This window comes from Umboniibacter marinipuniceus (assembly GCF_003688415.1).
GTDB classification, from domain to species: domain Bacteria; phylum Pseudomonadota; class Gammaproteobacteria; order Pseudomonadales; family DSM-25080; genus Umboniibacter; species Umboniibacter marinipuniceus.
Map to the genome: position 1 here is coordinate 274,805 of NZ_REFJ01000004.1, position 16,467 is coordinate 291,271.

Genomic DNA, 16,467 nt, shown 5'->3' on the forward strand with positions numbered 1-16,467 from the left:
AGCTCTAAAAGCTGCCCTCGATAAGTTCACCTAAACGACAATTTAGTGAACGTCTTTCCAATATTCGCGGTTCAAGAGATATGCGAATACAAAGAATACTGCGATGAATAATAACACAAACATGCCAATACGCTCACGCTTCAATTGCGTAGGTTCAGCAGTGTAAGCTAAGAAGTTTACTAGGTCGTAAACTGCTTGGTCATATTCTTCAGCTGTCAGCTTGCCGGGTTCGACAATCTTTAGCGTTCCACAAGGATCCTCTAACAACGGAGCACCCGTTAACGGATCGCGTTTTTGACCACCATTAGCGGCAAGAACTGGACCAGGAGCACACTCAGTTAGACCCTGAAGCTCTAGTAGTGCGTGCGGCATACCAACGTTAGGGAAAACCTTGTTATTCACACCCATTGGACGCGAAGAATCTTGGTAGAAGGTACGTAGGTAGGTGTACAACCAGTCTACGCCACGAGCACGAGCGACCAGCGTCAGATCTGGTGGAGCAGCGCCGAACCACTGCTTACCCAGATCAGGAGTCATTGGAATTTGCATCAAAGAGCCAATTGACGTACCAGCAAAGTTTAGGTTTTCCTGCATGATGTCATGCGGAATACCAAGGTCGTCGGCGGTGCGTTCGAACCGTTGGAACTTAAGGCTGTGGCAACCCATGCAGTAGTTAGTGAATAACGCGGCGCCGCGCTGGAGTGACTCTTGGTCACTCACATCAACGTTTGCAGAGTCTAGCGGATAACCAGAGCCACCCGCCGCACTCGCTTGAAGCGGAAGCATAGTAAGTAACGCAACCGCTACAAGGCAGAGGATCACTTTCATTGGACCCATACCGCCGTCCATCGTGACACGCTCAGGTTCCTGTTTCTCACTGTCGCCAGCAACTAGCCAAGGCATGATGAAGAAGATCACGGCAACAATTAAGCCATAAACCGCGGTAGCAATCATGTGTGCGTCGGCTTCCGTAGCGGCCATAGTAGTTGAAATGGCCGAGACCGAAATACCTGCAATCAAAAGCCCCCAGAACCACATGCTCACGTAGGTTCCAGTTGTCTTAACGCCGGCACGAGACCACCAAGGCATACCCAAAAGGAACGCAAAGTAGATGGTAGTTGTCAGCTGACTTAGCACCGTACGCGATGGTGTAGCCGCCTTAACGCCTAGTACGCCAAGGATGATAAACGAGCTAACGAACAGACCCAGCATGATAAAGGTTACTTTACCTTTGTAGCGCACCGAACGCGCTTTCGCACGATCAAGCCAAGGTAGAACAAACAATACAGCGATGGCTGCACCCATGACAATAAAGCCAAGGAACTTCGAGCTCAACGGACCGATATCGATGGTCACTGCACGCAACATGGCGTAGAAAGGAGTGAAGTACCAGACCGGTGCAATATGCTCAGGTGTCTTAAGGTTGTTGGCTTCTTCGAAGTTAGCGTACTCCAAGAAGAAACCGCCCATTTCCGGCATAAAGAACAGCACCGCACAGAAGATAAACAGGAATACTGCAATGGCCTGTAGATCGTGAACGGTGTAATAAGGGTGGAAGGTAATACCGTCTATTGGATTGCCCTTCTCGTCCTTGTGAGCTTTGATTTCTACGCCATCTGGGTTGTTAGAACCAACCTGGTGTAACGCGAGAATATGCAGTACAACCAATGCCAACAGGACGATTGGTAAGGCCACCACGTGAAGCGCGAAGAATCGGTTTAGTGTAATACCTGAGATCAGGTAGTCACCACGAATCCATTCAACTAGTGCTTCACCAATTCCAGGAATGGCACCAAATAGATTAACAATTACCTGAGCACCCCAGTAAGACATCTGTCCCCATGGCAACACGTAACCCATGAAAGCTTCAGCCATGAGAGCCAGGTAGATCAACATACCGAAGATCCATACCAACTCACGTGGCTTACGGTACGAACCGTATAGCAATCCTCGGAACATGTGGAGGTAAACTACCACGAAGAATGCCGATGCACCTGTACTGTGCATGTAGCGAATAATCCAGCCATAGTCCACATCACGCATGATGTATTCTACGGAAGAGAAAGCGCCTTCAGCGGATGGCTCGTAGCTCATGGTTAGCCAAATACCGGTAACCAGCTGATTGACCAGAACAATGGAGGCTAGTACACCGAAGTAGTACCAAAAGTTAAAGTTTTTAGGCGCATAATATTCGCCCGCGTGCTTATTGAAGGCCTCGGTAACCGGCAGACGGTAGTCGAGCCACTCCATAAATGACTTCATCTTCGACATTATGCAGTCTCCTCATCGACGCCGATAATTAGCAAGCCGTCGGTTTCAAACTTGTAAGGAGGAACTTCGAGATTCACTGGTGCCGGCACACCTTTCAGTACGCGACCAGCCAAATCGAACTTCGAACCGTGACATGGGCAATAGAATCCACCGAACCACTGATCGCCACCTAAGTCGGCAGCACCAACTTCAGGACGATACTGAGGAGCACAACCCAAATGCGTACAGATTCCAATCAATACCAAGTACTCGTCCTTAATAGAACGATAATGGTTTTGAGCGTAGCCTGGCTGCATTGGCTCTACAGATTCCGGATCGCGGAGTTCGCCATCCATTTTGTATAGATTTTCGAGTACTTCTGGCGTACGTCTAACAACGTAAATTGGCTTACCTCGCCACTCGCCTACCATCATTTCGCCTGGGGCGAGCTTGCTGATATTGACTCGAGCTGGGGCTCCAGCGGCCTTTGCTTTAGCGCTCGGGGCCCAAGACCCTACGAACGGAACGGCTGCACCAACTGCTCCTACCGCACCCACCGCACCGGTGGCTCCGATAAGAAATTTACGGCGTGCCGTATTTACTCCGTCATCGCTCATGACGCATATTCTCCCATCACAACTTCACTTGAAACTTAGGCTTGTCGCCGCGTTTACTGCACTTAAAATTATCTTGGTATGTTATAAGAAACCCCTAAGAGTAACAAGGTTATCTAGCTCGCTAATGCGATGATTTCCGACAATTTTTGGCATTGTTGAAGACTATAGTCGATTTGCGTCATTGTGCCCGCTCGAATAGGCGTAAAAACCTTCTCAGCTCCGCAATGAATCACTGAATAAGTGAAGCACTCAATAACTAATACGAAATACTGGGAGATAAAGCTCAGCCGTCCGTCGGAGAATTACGGTATATCGCTAAGCGCGGCCTAGGTTTTGCCAGCGAGAAGACTAAAGCGCAGCCCACGCTTTCCCGGTGAGAAGACTAAAACGCGACCTACACCTGGGCAGTGATAAGCCTAAAGCGCAGTTAACACCTTGCCTGTGTTAAGACTAAAGCACTTTGACGCAGCCACTAAATAGACCGCCGAGTATAATTCTGCAAGAGTATAAACAACAAAACCCCGCACCATGGCGGGGTTTTGAATTTTCGAACAACGATTCACCCAAGGCAAAGCGTTGATAACATCGAAAATTAACGCTTCGAGAACTGAGTGCTCTTACGTGCTTTGCGTAGACCAACTTTCTTACGCTCAACTTCACGAGCATCACGAGTTACATAACCCGCTGCACGTAGTGCGCCACGTAGAGTTTCGTCATAGCTCATCAATGCGCGCGTTAGACCGTGGCGAATTGCGCCAGCCTGACCGAAAGCACCACCACCTTTTACGGTAACAGCGATATCAAACTTTTCGGTAAGTTCAGTCAACTCAAGTGGTTGACGAACGATCATACGAGCAACTTCGCGACCGAAGTACTCATCAAGTGAACGGTTGTTAACAGTGATCGCGCCACTACCCGCCTTCAAGAAGACTCGTGCGGTAGCAGTCTTGCGGCGACCGGTTCCGTAGAATTGTTCTGCCATTGTTCTGCTCCGATTAGATGTCTAATTGCTTAGGCTGTTGTGCTGTATGTGGGTGCTCAGCACCTGGGTATACTTTAAGCTTCTTGAACATTGCACGGCCAAGAGGACCTTTTGGTAGCATACCTTTAACAGCTGTCTCGATGGTGCGCTCAGGCGCTTTCTCGATCAACTTCTCGAAAGAAATTGACTTCAAGCCACCAATGTAACCCGTGTGACGGTGGTACATTTTGTCTTTAGCTTTGTTACCGGTTACGTTAACTTCTGCTGCGTTCACAACAATGATGAAGTCGCCAGTGTCAACGTGTGGGGTGTATTCTGGCTTATGCTTGCCACGTAGGCGTGTAGCGATTTCAGCTGCCATACGACCAAGAGTTTTACCCTTAGCGTCAACAATGAACCACTCGCGCTGTACAGCTTCTGCTTTTGCACTGAAGGTTTTCATTAAAACAAAATCCTGCTCTAGGCGGTTTCCCGCAAACTAAAAGAACACGACAGACTCTCGTAAGAGAAGAAGACAGGACAGCACATCTCAGCAAATTCAGAGCGCATCATTACGTGATTAAGAACCACAGCAACAAAGCGATAGAAATCACTAGAGTACCGTTAACGAACGGGCAAACACTTAGGTTTGCTTATCGATATGAATCGGGGCTACAGAAGAACCTTCGATTCGGCGAGCTATTTGTCTTCATGTTGTCGTGCTCAACCTTTGGCGCGGAACTATATAGAAGTCAAACGCCATTGTCTAGCGCAAATACTAAAAAATACGCCAGCGACGCGAACTATAGTTGAGATGGTTAACGCTTCCTATACGAGCAACCCGACCTCGAGCTGAGAGTTGTACTTAAGCAAGCCGAAGCACCAGGCTCTAGGCTCTAGGCTCTATGCTCTATGCTCTATGCTCTATGCTCTATGCTCTATGCTCTATGCTCTTGAGCAAGATACTCGTGTGACTGCATTTCTAGTAGACGGCTTACCGTTCGCTGAAATTCAAACTGCATTTGCTCGCCCACATAGAGATCATGAATACCCACTTCAGCTGCAATAATGAGCTTAACATTACAGTCGTAGAACTCATCAATTAGATAAACGAAGCGCCGCGCCTGATCTTCAATCTCTGAAGTAAGCTGGGGTACGCCTGAAAGAATTACCGCATGGAACTCTTTAGCCAGCTCAATGTAATCGTGCTGCGAACGAGGGCCATTACACAACGCATCAAAATCAAACCATGCCACATCATCATGCACCCGGCGGCCAACGACGGTCCTGCCCAACAACTCAATCTCAACACGGCGCTCACCGCCCGAATGATTAGCCGTTAACTGAGAGAACGCCTCCCGAAGCGCATCATCAGTTTCCTCGGGAACTCCCACGTGGTAGAGCTCAGCTTGTGATAGCGTCCGCAGACGATAGTCGGTATCGCTATCAACGTTTAGAATGTTGCAATGGGTTTGAATCATTTCAATAGCGGGTAAAAAACGACGACGTTGCAAACCATTCTCATAGAGCTTTTCTGGCGGAATATTTGACGTAGCCACCAAGGTGATCCCTCGGGCGAATAGCAACTGGAACATTCGTCCGAGTAACATCGCGTCAGTGATATCCTTGACGAAAAACTCATCGAAACAAATCACTTTAGTTTCCGCCGCAATCTCATCCGCAACGTGAACAAGCGGATCGCTCCGGTTTTCAAGGCGCTTGAGGTCACTGTGAACACGACGCATAAAACGATGGAAGTGCATACGCATCTTTCGCTCACCTGGAATGGCATCGTAGAAGACATCCATCAACCAAGTTTTACCACGTCCTACACCTCCCCAAAGATACAAACCTTTGACTGGCGCAATCCGTTTTGGCCGCTTTAGCACCTTGCGCCAGACTGAAACGGGGGCAGGATCATGCAATGCCATACAGAGATGGTCATAGACTTCGGTTAACTTGCTAACCGTTAGCTCTTGGGCGGGGTCGAAGCTGAATTCACCACTATCAACCAACGCTTTCCACTGTTCGTAGGGACTCACTTTCCGCTCCTCACACCGTTTCCAAGTGTTTCATTACTCGGCGTTTAAAATCCGCGAGAATACCATGGAAGAAATGGGAGCCACCTTCAAAGATCTCCACCGCCGGCGCAGGCGTGGTGTTGCGGGCCCATTCAAAGGCATCCTCAGCATCACAGACCTCATCCGCAGTACCCTGAAGTAGTAGCACGGGACATGGATAGTGAAACGGGTAAGGGTATCTGGCTGCTGGCGGTGCCACGAGGCATAAGTGCTTGGGCTGACAGGCCTCGGCACCACGTGCCGCCACCATTGAGCCGAAGCTAAAGCCGCTCAAATATTTAGCCAAGTCACCTCGATGAGCCTCTACCCAGCGATTCACCGCCAGAAGATCTTCGAGCTCGCCATCGCCATCGCCGTAACTGCCATCCGAGTCACCAATGCCACGGAAGTTAAAACGCACCGCGGCAATTCCGCTATCACGGTAAGCACGAGCCAAAGTATGTGCCACTTTATTATGCATGGTCCCCGCGTAGAGAGGATGTGGGTGACAGACAATAGCCACCCCTCGAATAGCGTTAGGACAACCATCAATGACCGCCTCCAACTTTCCCTCTGGACCATCAATGAAAAAAGTGTGTGATTTCTGACTAAATAGATTGTTCATGAAGTAGTACTATAGCTTTAAGGTAGATACCTCTATAATAACGCTTAAACTGTTATTTTTTAGACTTTATTTATAATCAATAAGAACCAACCATTTTTTAGTTAGTGGAGTAAGCCGTGGATAGTTTGATCACCTCTATTTTTATCGCCATTGCCTTCCTAGTTGTGGGTGTCGTTGTGGGCTACCTAACTGGCATCAATAAGGCACAACAAAATGTCTCCTCTGCGTCTGAGCAGCCCATTACTGACCCAACCGCCGAACTTCGCCGTGACTTGGCCACCTATTTCGATCACATGGCAGCTTCAACGGCTGAGCTCAACCGCCAGGGCGAACTACTCAAGTCACAGTTAATTGATAGCGCCGAGCAAATTGCCGGTATTAATCTCATCAGCCATTTTGACGGATCGAAGCCAACTCTGGCTCATGCCGAACCACCTAGAGATTGGGCACCAAAGTCTCCGGATGCAATCGGTACCCTGTCTGAAGAATACGGACTGAAAGAAGAACCGGTCGAGCCTCCTCGCGCCTAACACCGGATAGCCACACCTGATACAACAACAATAATGCGGCGCTAATTCGGCGCCCTCGGGGAAGACATGGATGAAAGCTAACGCCCTCACAAAGCAGCTAAAAGACTGGCTATGGCCAATAATCGCTGGAGTTGCCCTTGGCTTTGCTTTACTGAGTGGCGATAAAATAGCCCCCAATCCCACTGTCAACACCGAAGCCCAAGACGGCTATCGTCAGGCCGTCAATCACGCCGCCCCGGCTGTCGTATCCATTTATTCTCGCAAAGTCACCGAGAGCTCCGAGCAAGATCGTGCGCAGGCACAGCTCTCTAGAAACCTCGGAGTACTAAGGCAGGATGAAAACGAAAGCACGGTGTTGGGATCCGGCGTAGTCATTCGCAGTGATGGCTACATTGCCACCAATCGCCATGTGATTGCTGATGCCACGGACATTCTAGTTGTGTTCGCCGATGGTCGAGAAGCCAGAGCCGAGCTGCTGGGGGACGACGCCTTCAGCGACTTAGCGGTCCTTAAAGTAGAATTCAACAACCTGCATACGCTAGCACTCGAAGAGCCCAGCGAGATTTTCGTGGGTGATATTGTCTTGGCAATCGGCAATCCATTTGGAGTTGGCCTTACGGTAACTCAAGGGATTATCAGCGCTACGGAACGCCTCAACATCAATTCTGGCGCCAGCGTTTATTTGCAGACCGACGCCGCCATTAATCCCGGTAACTCGGGCGGCCCGTTAGTGAATACTAATGGTGAACTTGTTGGTATCAGCACCTCGGTATTAGGAAGCCGAACTGAGGGAATAAGCTTTGCCATCCCCACCTCTACCATTAAATACGTAGTAGAAAGCATTATTGAAAATGGCCGAGTATCACGCGGATGGTTAGGAATTTCAGGAGGTTCGCTCACCAATTCACTTATCCGTTCGCTTGGGCTGCCCACCGAACAGGGATTAGGGATTATAGCGGTCGCCCCGAACGGACCCGCTGATTTAGCAGGACTCCAAGCCGGCGACATTATTATTGGCTGGGGAGGATCGCCTCTGACCTCGCCGGCATTAGTTGCACGCCAAGTGGCAACCGCCGAAGCCGGTCAAAAGCTGGAACTGACGGTATGGCGAAATGGCAGGTCATTTAAGGCCGAACTCATAGTTGCTGAGCAACCAAGCGAGTAATAGCCTCCGTTTTAATAGCAAATCTGCGTACCTCCCCCTCTCTAATCAGCTAATTAACAACGGTCGCTCCCTACTGCGCCCTCACGCAAGGGCGTTTACAGTGAAATCAACAGATGTTTTCACAGGGAGTGACGTCATGAACCAGACCTCAATAGCTTATCGATTCCTCAGCACCCTAGCATTGGTGAGTGCGTTACTGCTACCTGCTAAAGCCCTCCACGCGGAAGACCTTCACGCTCTACTCAGCGATCGCGGCTACGTGGCCATAGAGCTCACCGAGAACCGCTTCGGGCACTTTGTAGCCCATGGACAACTCAACAGTAATCCCGTTGACATCTTGGTAGATAGTGGCGCTACGACAACGGTGGTGGACCGCAGTTTTGTAGAACGAATCAACGCCGCTACGCGTGAATCAACAATTCGAGCGGTTGGCTTGGGTGGCTCGCAGGGCTACTTAGAAATCGTCGATTTCAATTCATTCAGCCTTGGCGACCAGTTTCTTGACGCTAACGACATGAAAGTAATGAATTTAGAGCACATCAATCGCGTTTACCGCAGCAATGAAGTTCGCAGCTTATCAGCCATTATTGGCTCTGATTACCTGAAGGCGCATAATGCGATCATCGATTACGACAACAACTTACTCTGGCTTCAGCCAAGTGCGAGCTAGAGAAGACAGTCCAGCGTGAGCTAGAGAAGACAGTCCAGCGTGAGCTAAAGAAGACAGTCCAGCGTGAGCTAGAGAAGACCGCCCAACGCAAACTGAAGAAGTCAGCCGAAGCAACAGCTCACCATACGCCTCACGGCAGGACTAGCTCACACGGCGATAGAAATTAACGCAGCGGTGCATGAGTAGCTCGTCCAGATCAGGCAACGTAATGGACTGAATTTCGAACTCCCACTGGTAGTCTTGATGACTAAAATTTCGAACCCGTGAATCGGCCACCAGTACCGATTTCGACCATTCGCAGAAGCTATCAAGTAACGGCAGGTTCTGCGGATCGTACAACACATCGGCCGCCAGCAAGCACTCCGCTTTGCCAATACGATTCATGTCTGAGCAGAGCACAATGGTATTGCGCCATTCCTGTTCGGACACTAGATCCCAAAGTTGAGAATTTGGATTAGCCTGAAGGCGCTCGTCACCGTCAATAATCAACAGGCTGTTCAGCTCAGCATTCAACTTAGTAGCTTGAAGGGCGTCTGGATCAATGTCACAGGCAATGACTTTTGCCCCAGCTTTTACGGCAGCTATGGCTGCTATACCAGAGCCGCAACCAAAGTCGACCACTCTCTTAGTAGAGACATCGCCAGGGTGATCAAGTAGATACCTGGCCATTGCCTGCCCACTGGCCCAACAAAATGCCCAATACGGGGGATGAGTCCACGCTGCGCTCACTTCTTGCTCGGTAAGCGGGCGCCTAAAACAACTATCCTCAAGCAGACAGAGCGATATCTCTGGCACGTCAGGAAGCTTTACAACTTCCAGCTTCGCCTCGGGCAGAATCGCCCGAATTCGCTCACTGAGGACAAGTTGATGGGTGATCAACCTATTTGCACCATCTCAAATTCATCTTTGCCTACTAGGCAATCGGGGCATAACCAATCTTCTGGCACATCTTCCCACTTAGTCCCCGGAGCTATGCCGTCTTCCGGCCAACCTTCCGCCTCATCATAGATGTATCCGCAGACGATGCATTCCCATTTTTTGAATTCCATAACTACCTCAAGTCAATTAATGGCGCGATTTTGCCACAGTGTCAAAGCCGCCACCAGTGCGACTTTCACTTGCCTCTTAGAGTAAGTTACCGGTGGTACCACTACGCCATTGCCAGGGTGGAATTTGGTCACTATATTTGGCACTCAAATCCTGTATCGCACCCGCAAATTCAGGTGCTCGAGCGTTGCTTGGCGTATGAGCGAAGCAATAGACATCGCGCCCTTCATCTACCCATTGAGCAAAACGCTGCGCCCACTGGGTGACACATACCTTAGCGCCCTGCCAGTAGGTGTGAGAGATTACTCGCACCATAGGCGTATCGGTGAGGGCGTAGCCATAGGTGGGCACATTCGGCTTTTTGCTTTGGGCGTCTTGCGTAATGTCGTTATCCGCAGCCAATTCCCGCAAGGCACGGGTATCGAACCAAATTCGCTCGATACCTAAACGATAAAGTAACTGATTGGTGGCGCGCTCAGTGTCGCCACGATCAAAGAAATCAGGGTGACGAAACTCAATACCGTAGTTAAGCCCCACAGGAAGACCTAACAGGAATGGCTCCAAGCTTGCGAACTGTGCTCGCGAAAAAGTGGGCGGTAGCTGGATCATAAATGGTGCACAGCGATCTAACACCACATCCAAAATTCGAAAAAATTCGTTTTGCGCTCGGCTATTTGCCACCAAGCCACCTCGATGGGTTACTTCCTGCGGAAACTTAAAGGCAAAACGAAAGTCACTGGGGGTATCCAGTGACCATTGCGCAACGGTTTGTAGCGACGGCAGCGCATAGAAGGTACTGCCCGCCTCTACTGTTTTAAACTGCTCTGCGTAGGCCGCTAGACCTCTGCCGCCAATCTGATTAGCCCAATCACGGTGATGCCACTGTGCCAAGCCCAGGCGTAACACAGACTTAGTTCCCGTCTCCGGCGATTCTACTCAGTTCGTCATCACTCATTGGCTCAAGCTCTTCCTCGGGAACGGCACCGCCTAACATGATGGCAATAGAGCGAGTCTCTGGAAAATGCTCCAACGCAATCTTAACCGCCATAGTGAGTGGCACCGATAGAAACATCCCCACTGGACCAAGAATCCAACCCCAAAGTACTAAGCTCAAAAATACCACCAGCGTACTAAGGTTCAAGCCGCGCCCCATGATCTTGGGTTCAATGACATTACCCATAATCATATTCACCGCCACATAACCTAAAGCTGTTAAGGCGGCAGGCCCCACGCCTAACTGAACCATCGCAAGCAGAACGGCTGGAATGGCCGCTAAAATTGAGCCCAAGTTAGGAATGAAATTAAGCAGGAATGCCACAAGAGCCCAGAGCAGCGGGTAATCCACACCAATAATCCAGAGCCATAACCCAATCACGATACCCGTAGCTAAGCTTACCCATAGTTTAAGGGTCATGTAGTGCACAACGGTTTCACCGATGCGAGAAATAGAATCACCCACACCGCCCGAAGCGCTACTCTTATCAATGAACTTGAGCTTACCCTTCCAGCTATCCATCTCCGACAGAATGAAGATCACCGTCACAAGAATAAGTAAGGTGTTCGTCATTAAATTGCCGAAGGAACTGAGTGTGTTGCCAACCATGCCTAAAAGCTGACTGGGGTCAATCTGTTCTCGGAGCGTCTCGGTTGATACATCAATACCCATTGATGACCCCATGGTCTCAGCCCAGGCCAAAAATGCCGTGCTAATCTCGGTAAGACGAGCCTGATAGAAGGGTAAATCGCTGATGAACTTGGTGACTGAACCGCTCACCAACGCACTAATAGAGGCCAGCACCGCCGTTACCAGGCACATAATCAGAAAGATCGAGAGACCAGTGGGTACCTTTCGTTGTTTGAGGAAAAACAACATAGGCCCACAAAGTACTGCAATGAATAAACTCAACAACAGCGGTACCAGCGCCGCTTGCGCTGCTTGCAATCCTGCTACGGCGACCACTAAGGCGGCGGCGCCAATTAAAAAACGAAGTAACGGATTTGCGTACATAAGCCCTCCTAGGGCTGAATTAGACTTCCTGATTGTTGTTAGAGATGCTGATCCGGGTATTTCCCACGATAAGGCTTTAGTGCTTCCTGGACACGAGCCATATCGGTTTCTAAATCACCGCTTAGTGCAACGGGCGGGACAAAAGCAATGGTTTTACTCGGATAATCAATATACGCCGGTATGACTGGAAGCTCGGCCGCATAAGCAATGCGCAGATAACCAGTTTTCCAGTTGTCAGTTTTTTTGCGCGTGCCTTCCGGGGCAATAGCCAAGATGGCTTTATCCATGCCCTTTAACTGCTCAGCAACCTGTTCAATAAGCCCCTTTGGATCATGACGAACCACCGGAATGCCACCCATGGCGTAGAAGAACTTGCCGAAAAACCCTTCGAACAAGGTATGCTTTCCCATAAAGGTAACACGAAGGTCCGTGGCCATCACCATGGCGATAGCATGGACAAAGTCCCAATTACTGGTATGAGGCGCCACCGGCGTGACACACTTCGGAACGTTAGGGAATTCGCCAATTAGGCGCCAGCCCAAAATGCGTAAATAAAGACGGCCGATAAAACGAAGGATTGGTCTGCGTTTGATAGGAGTGTTTGAATTGGGGACGGCTAAATTTTTCATACGCTAACTTCCGATGACTGCTTGTTATTGTTATTAATAGCTTAATTATGGCACAGCCTGACGCCAAGATGTAAGCCTTTGATTAACGCTAACAGCAACACTGTGCGCGACGTTAACGCGTTAAGCGTTGCCATAATTCAGACAAAAAAAAGCCGACTATCGTCGGCTCTTTTTTTAACTGGTTAGCTTGCACCAACCGTGCTGCGATTACTCGCCTTCAATGACCAATGCCACTGGAACATTTGGTGCGGCGGCACGCGCGGCATCAGCTGCCTCAACGAACACACCGGTGTCAGCAGTTTCTGCCGCCATTACCACTACCGAACCATTTGGGTTCTCAGCAAGAATACGACGAACGTTAGCTTCTACTGCACGAATATCAACACGACGACCGTTAATTTCAATCACGTTAGACGCATTGATATTGATCACCGCATTCTGCGGCGCATCGGGCGGAGGAGGTGTATCATCCGTTGAATCTGGACGATTGAAATCAAGGGCAACTTCGTTAATGAACGTGGCCGTTACAATGAAGAAAATCAACATGATGAATACAACGTCGAGCATCGGCGTTAAGTCAATTTCGTTTTCTTCTTCGTCAGCAGGTTTCGCAAAGCGACGCATATTAAAATCCTAATTTATTTACTTATAAGTTCTTTGAGCACATTGTGCCCATTTACCCAGTGCGATGTAAACACCCAAGAGGGTATTTTGTTCGCAAATGTGTGACCAACGGTTAGATATTGGTCTGAATAACCTATCTCTTTAACCTAAGCATAGACAACAACTTGCATTAGGGGTTCAAAATAGCGCATTAATGCTCTCGCGTTGCTCTGAATTCCACATCTGGCCAACGCTCTTGCGTTAGTTGCAAATTCACCCGTGTGGGTGCCAAGTAGGTAAGATGACCGCCACCATCAATGGCGACGTTCTCGCTGTTTTTACGCTTAAAGTCCTCCAGCATGCGCGGATCTTCGCATTCAATCCATCGTGCCGTGTAGACGTTAACCGGCTCATAGACCGCTTCAACTTTGTATTCTTCCTTCAACCGGTAGGCAACCACTTCGTACTGCAGAACACCTACCGCACCCACAACGATGTCGTTGTTACGTGTTGGGAAGAAAACCTGCGTAGATCCCTCTTCGGACAGCTGCTGAAGCCCCTTTTGCAAGGCTTTCATCTTCAGTGGATCTTTAAGGCGGATTCGGCGAAACATTTCCGGTGCGAAGTGGGGGATACCGGTGAACTTTAGCTCTTCGCCCTCAGTAAAGGTATCGCCAATTTGAATCGTACCGTGATTATGAAGACCAATAATATCTCCAGCTACCGCTTCCTCTACATGAGAGCGCTCACCGGCAAGGAAAGTTACCGCGTCGGCGATCTTTACATCTTTGCCAATGCGGACATGCTTCATCTTCATACCCCGAGTATACGCGCCGGAGCACACCCGCATGAAAGCAATTCGATCTCGGTGTTTTGGATCCATATTTGCCTGAATCTTAAACACAAAACCGCTTAATTTCTCTTCAGTGGCCACAACCTGACGACTTGATGCATCACGATCCAACGGCGCTGGCGCCCACTCAACGAAGTCATCGAGCATCTCTCGGACGCCGAAATTACCCAGCGCCGTACCAAAGAATACCGGCGTAAGTTGACCGGCCTTATATTCGTCGATATCAAATTCGTGGGTTGCTCCACGCACCAATTCGAGTTCTTCGCGCACTTCTTCAGCGTACACGCCGAGAAGCTCATCGGCTTCCGGTGAATTAAGGCCTTGAATACGAATATCTTCAGGTATTACCGAGCGTGATCCCGCCTTGTAGACGTGGATGGTGTCCGTATATAGGTTGTAAACACCCTTAAATTCTTTACCCGAACCAATTGGCCAGTTGATAGGCGCTGCGGCGATACCCAGCACCTCCTCCATCTCATCCAAGGTTTCAATTGGGTCGCGAATTTCACGATCTAACTTATTGACGAAGCTAATGATAGGCGTATCGCGCAAGCGGCAAACGTTCATAAGCTTAATAGTACGATCTTCCACACCCTTCGCCGCATCAATAATCATTAAGCATGAATCAACAGCGGTGAGTGTGCGATAGGTATCCTCAGAGAAATCTTCGTGTCCTGGCGTATCCAGCAAATTGACGATTCGGCCGTTATAGGGAAACTGCATCACCGATGAGGTCACCGAGATACCACGCTCCTGCTCCATAGTCATCCAGTCAGAGGTTGCATGGCGGTCTGACCCCTTCCCTTTCACCGAGCCCGCCTTCTGAATCAACTGCCCTAAAAGTAGGAGCTTTTCAGTAATGGTGGTTTTACCCGCATCTGGGTGGGAAATAATCGCAAAAGTGCGGCGATTGGCAATATGATCACTGACCGACATGGCGCTGAGTTACCTGAAAAAAATTAGGGGCGCGAAGTATAACCGTTTTGACGAAAAAAGGCACAATTGCGTTTAGGAACGGGGACAGTGGTTGACTAACTGCCCCAATTCGCTAGCGCTTGAAATAGCTAACTAGTTCCAGTTCGACGAATGCCGCGTTGAGTCAGCGACCTAAGTTTGATCTCCGCTGTTTTATCTGCACCTTTCAGGGGAGCAAGAAATCAAACTAGAGAGTAAGTACCCGCCAGCCATGCACCTATTGCTTCTGTGCTAACTCAGCGCGGAATTCTACTAAACTATCAACGTAGGCATTCCAACGTTGATCGGATTCATCACTCTGGGCAAAATAATAACGCGAATCAACCTGCCACAGGTTATCCAGTATCAGCTCACCCGCTATGTCTTGAGGAAAAAGAATCTTGCTATAGATTGGTCTAGGCGTAACCATCACTCCGGCCAGTCTCTTATCGCTGTAATCTGCGGCTCGGTTTATAAATCGTTGCCGTTGGAAGAAGACTACAGCCGCGAGGTTCAACGTGGACTCAGCCCAACCCGACGACTTGAGCTTATTACCCCATACCCCAGCGACGCTCGCGTAACGCGACGCGAGTATTAGCGTTCCGACGACTAATCGAGCCTCATCTTCTTTAACTCGCACAAAAATCGCACTTCGATTACGGTCAATGCGCTCAATAAAATCCTTAAGCTGCTCGGTTAAATTACTGCGCCCAGCCGTTGACAAGAATTCAAGATCTAACAATTCACGCATCGTTTCCGAGCTGTACAAAGGACTCAAGCCAAGCATACTGAGACGGAAATCTGTATCAGTGTACTCAATGTACTTCATGTACTGACCCAGCCACTCTGCCAAAGCTATTTCATCTTCGTTACGAATAATGTAAACCAGCTGCCAAAGACGATATTCAAGATACTCATAGTAAATTCCATAGCTGTAAAAAAGGGTATGACTTTCTGCATCAAGCGTTGCCGTGCCTAGCCCTTGCCAGTCGATATTGGTCAGTCGGCGATTCAACTCTCGCCAGTCGGCCGACTCGAATACCACATCATTTTCTGCAATGGCTGCAATACCAACAAGCTCGGAGAAATCCAGATAGGACGATATGCTCTTACCCACCTCTCCCGTAGAAAGCAACTCAAGCACATCATTATACTCAGGGCGTTCATACCCGATTAACTCCACTCTCTCTCGCCCGAATATCTCACGCCCAACCTCTTCCGCATCGCGATCCAGGAATGGCAACCCACTTAGCCGATAATGCTTCGCCGATAGAGCTTCACCCTGCTGATAGCTCATGGCCAACTCAGAAGGTTTCGCATCAAATACCGATAAGTTCAGCACAACTGCGTAAGCAATATATGCCGCTAGAAAAAGCGTCAGCCTTTTGGCTATTTTTAAGATCTTCAACTGTGTATACCTTCCCTTGGCTAACATCACATTTTTTATTAGGGCTTGGACCCCTTGTCCTTAGTATCAAGATGGCAATACGCTGCC

At 49.2% G+C, this 16,467-nt stretch carries 16 protein-coding genes and 1 pseudogene; 3 read left to right on the plus strand and 14 right to left on the minus strand.

Annotated features, from left to right (window positions below):
• Window positions 1-42: 42 nt before the first annotated feature.
• The 6 genes from DFR27_RS09565 to DFR27_RS09590 form a co-directional block, all read right to left on the minus strand.
• Entirely contained in the window at window positions 43-2,271 is a 2,229-nt protein-coding gene (locus DFR27_RS09565) for a ubiquinol-cytochrome c reductase (protein WP_121877243.1), read from the minus strand.
• A complete protein-coding gene (gene petA / locus DFR27_RS09570) occupies window positions 2,271-2,867 on the minus strand; it encodes a ubiquinol-cytochrome c reductase iron-sulfur subunit (protein WP_121877244.1) in 597 nt (198 codons plus the stop codon). The genes DFR27_RS09565 and petA overlap by 1 nt, the downstream gene beginning before the upstream one ends.
• 592 nt (window positions 2,868-3,459) lie before the next feature.
• Window positions 3,460-3,849, minus strand: coding sequence for a 30S ribosomal protein S9 (gene rpsI / locus DFR27_RS09575; protein ID WP_121877245.1), 390 nt, complete (start codon window positions 3,847-3,849; stop codon window positions 3,460-3,462).
• Between the two features lie 13 nt (window positions 3,850-3,862).
• Window positions 3,863-4,291: a 50S ribosomal protein L13 gene (rplM, locus tag DFR27_RS09580; protein ID WP_121877246.1), complete on the minus strand. Its 429-nt coding sequence runs from the start codon at window positions 4,289-4,291 to the stop codon at window positions 3,863-3,865.
• Window positions 4,292-4,766: 475 nt separating this feature from the next.
• Window positions 4,767-5,870, minus strand: a complete 1,104-nt coding sequence (gene zapE, locus DFR27_RS09585) for a cell division protein ZapE (protein ID WP_121877247.1) — start codon at window positions 5,868-5,870, stop codon at window positions 4,767-4,769.
• A gap of 10 nt (window positions 5,871-5,880) precedes the next feature.
• On the minus strand, window positions 5,881-6,513 hold the full coding sequence (locus DFR27_RS09590; protein WP_121877248.1) for an alpha/beta hydrolase: 633 nt from the start codon (window positions 6,511-6,513) through the stop codon (window positions 5,881-5,883).
• 116 nt (window positions 6,514-6,629) lie between these two features.
• On the opposite strand from DFR27_RS09590, the gene DFR27_RS09595 reads away from it, so the two are divergent.
• The 3 genes from DFR27_RS09595 (at window position 6,630) to DFR27_RS09605 (ending at window position 8,878) form a co-directional block, all read left to right on the plus strand.
• The gene (locus tag DFR27_RS09595) at window positions 6,630-7,043 is read left to right on the plus strand and encodes a Z-ring associated ZapG family protein (protein ID WP_121877249.1); all 414 of its coding nucleotides are present in this window, start codon (window positions 6,630-6,632) and stop codon (window positions 7,041-7,043) included.
• 70 nt (window positions 7,044-7,113) lie between these two features.
• A complete protein-coding gene (locus DFR27_RS09600; RefSeq protein ID WP_121877250.1) occupies window positions 7,114-8,208 on the plus strand; it encodes a S1C family serine protease in 1,095 nt (364 codons plus the stop codon).
• A gap of 136 nt (window positions 8,209-8,344) precedes the next feature.
• Window positions 8,345-8,878 (plus strand): retropepsin-like aspartic protease, encoded by a 534-nt coding sequence (locus DFR27_RS09605; protein ID WP_121877251.1) that lies wholly within the window; start codon window positions 8,345-8,347, stop codon window positions 8,876-8,878.
• Window positions 8,879-9,019: 141 nt separating this feature from the next.
• On the opposite strand, the gene DFR27_RS09610 is transcribed toward DFR27_RS09605, so the two are convergent.
• The 8 genes and pseudogenes from DFR27_RS09610 to DFR27_RS09645 form a co-directional block, all read right to left on the minus strand.
• Window positions 9,020-9,757, minus strand: a complete 738-nt coding sequence (locus tag DFR27_RS09610; protein WP_245962645.1) for a class I SAM-dependent methyltransferase — start codon at window positions 9,755-9,757, stop codon at window positions 9,020-9,022.
• A 5-nt stretch (window positions 9,758-9,762) separates the two neighbouring features.
• Window positions 9,763-9,927: pseudogene (locus DFR27_RS09615) on the minus strand (rubredoxin); the annotation flags it as partial.
• 76 nt (window positions 9,928-10,003) lie between these two features.
• Window positions 10,004-10,831 (minus strand): DUF72 domain-containing protein, encoded by an 828-nt coding sequence (locus tag DFR27_RS09620; RefSeq protein WP_121877253.1) that lies wholly within the window; start codon window positions 10,829-10,831, stop codon window positions 10,004-10,006.
• Between the two features lie 4 nt (window positions 10,832-10,835).
• Window positions 10,836-11,933, minus strand: coding sequence for an AI-2E family transporter (locus DFR27_RS09625; RefSeq protein ID WP_121877254.1), 1,098 nt, complete (start codon window positions 11,931-11,933; stop codon window positions 10,836-10,838).
• A 38-nt stretch (window positions 11,934-11,971) separates the two neighbouring features.
• The gene (locus DFR27_RS09630) at window positions 11,972-12,562 is read right to left on the minus strand and encodes a 1-acyl-sn-glycerol-3-phosphate acyltransferase (RefSeq protein WP_121877255.1); all 591 of its coding nucleotides are present in this window, start codon (window positions 12,560-12,562) and stop codon (window positions 11,972-11,974) included.
• Between the two features lie 207 nt (window positions 12,563-12,769).
• Window positions 12,770-13,186 carry an ExbD/TolR family protein gene (locus tag DFR27_RS09635; RefSeq protein ID WP_121877256.1) on the minus strand — a complete coding sequence of 139 codons (417 nt, stop codon included), beginning with the start codon at window positions 13,184-13,186 and terminating at the stop codon, window positions 12,770-12,772.
• 190 nt (window positions 13,187-13,376) lie between these two features.
• Window positions 13,377-14,954 (minus strand): peptide chain release factor 3, encoded by a 1,578-nt coding sequence (locus DFR27_RS09640; RefSeq protein ID WP_121877257.1) that lies wholly within the window; start codon window positions 14,952-14,954, stop codon window positions 13,377-13,379.
• 256 nt (window positions 14,955-15,210) lie between these two features.
• Window positions 15,211-16,380, minus strand: coding sequence for a hypothetical protein (locus tag DFR27_RS09645; RefSeq protein WP_147434531.1), 1,170 nt, complete (start codon window positions 16,378-16,380; stop codon window positions 15,211-15,213).
• Window positions 16,381-16,467: the final 87 nt, after the last annotated feature.

Excerpts from the sequence above, each read along its gene's own strand:
- DFR27_RS09565 (WP_121877243.1), bottom strand. The coding sequence starts at position 2,271 with ATGTCGAAGATGAAGTCATTTATGGAGTGGCTCGACTACCGTCTGCCG.
- petA (WP_121877244.1), bottom strand. The coding sequence starts at position 2,867 with ATGAGCGATGACGGAGTAAATACGGCACGCCGTAAATTTCTTATCGGA.
- rpsI (WP_121877245.1), bottom strand. The coding sequence starts at position 3,849 with ATGGCAGAACAATTCTACGGAACCGGTCGCCGCAAGACTGCTACCGCA.
- rplM (WP_121877246.1), bottom strand. The coding sequence starts at position 4,291 with ATGAAAACCTTCAGTGCAAAAGCAGAAGCTGTACAGCGCGAGTGGTTC.
- DFR27_RS09590 (WP_121877248.1), bottom strand. The coding sequence starts at position 6,513 with ATGAACAATCTATTTAGTCAGAAATCACACACTTTTTTCATTGATGGT.
- DFR27_RS09600 (WP_121877250.1), top strand. The coding sequence starts at position 7,114 with ATGAAAGCTAACGCCCTCACAAAGCAGCTAAAAGACTGGCTATGGCCA.
- DFR27_RS09605 (WP_121877251.1), top strand. The coding sequence starts at position 8,345 with ATGAACCAGACCTCAATAGCTTATCGATTCCTCAGCACCCTAGCATTG.
- DFR27_RS09625 (WP_121877254.1), bottom strand. The coding sequence starts at position 11,933 with ATGTACGCAAATCCGTTACTTCGTTTTTTAATTGGCGCCGCCGCCTTA.
- DFR27_RS09630 (WP_121877255.1), bottom strand. The coding sequence starts at position 12,562 with ATGAAAAATTTAGCCGTCCCCAATTCAAACACTCCTATCAAACGCAGA.
- DFR27_RS09635 (WP_121877256.1), bottom strand. The coding sequence starts at position 13,186 with ATGCGTCGCTTTGCGAAACCTGCTGACGAAGAAGAAAACGAAATTGAC.
- DFR27_RS09640 (WP_121877257.1), bottom strand. The coding sequence starts at position 14,954 with ATGTCGGTCAGTGATCATATTGCCAATCGCCGCACTTTTGCGATTATT.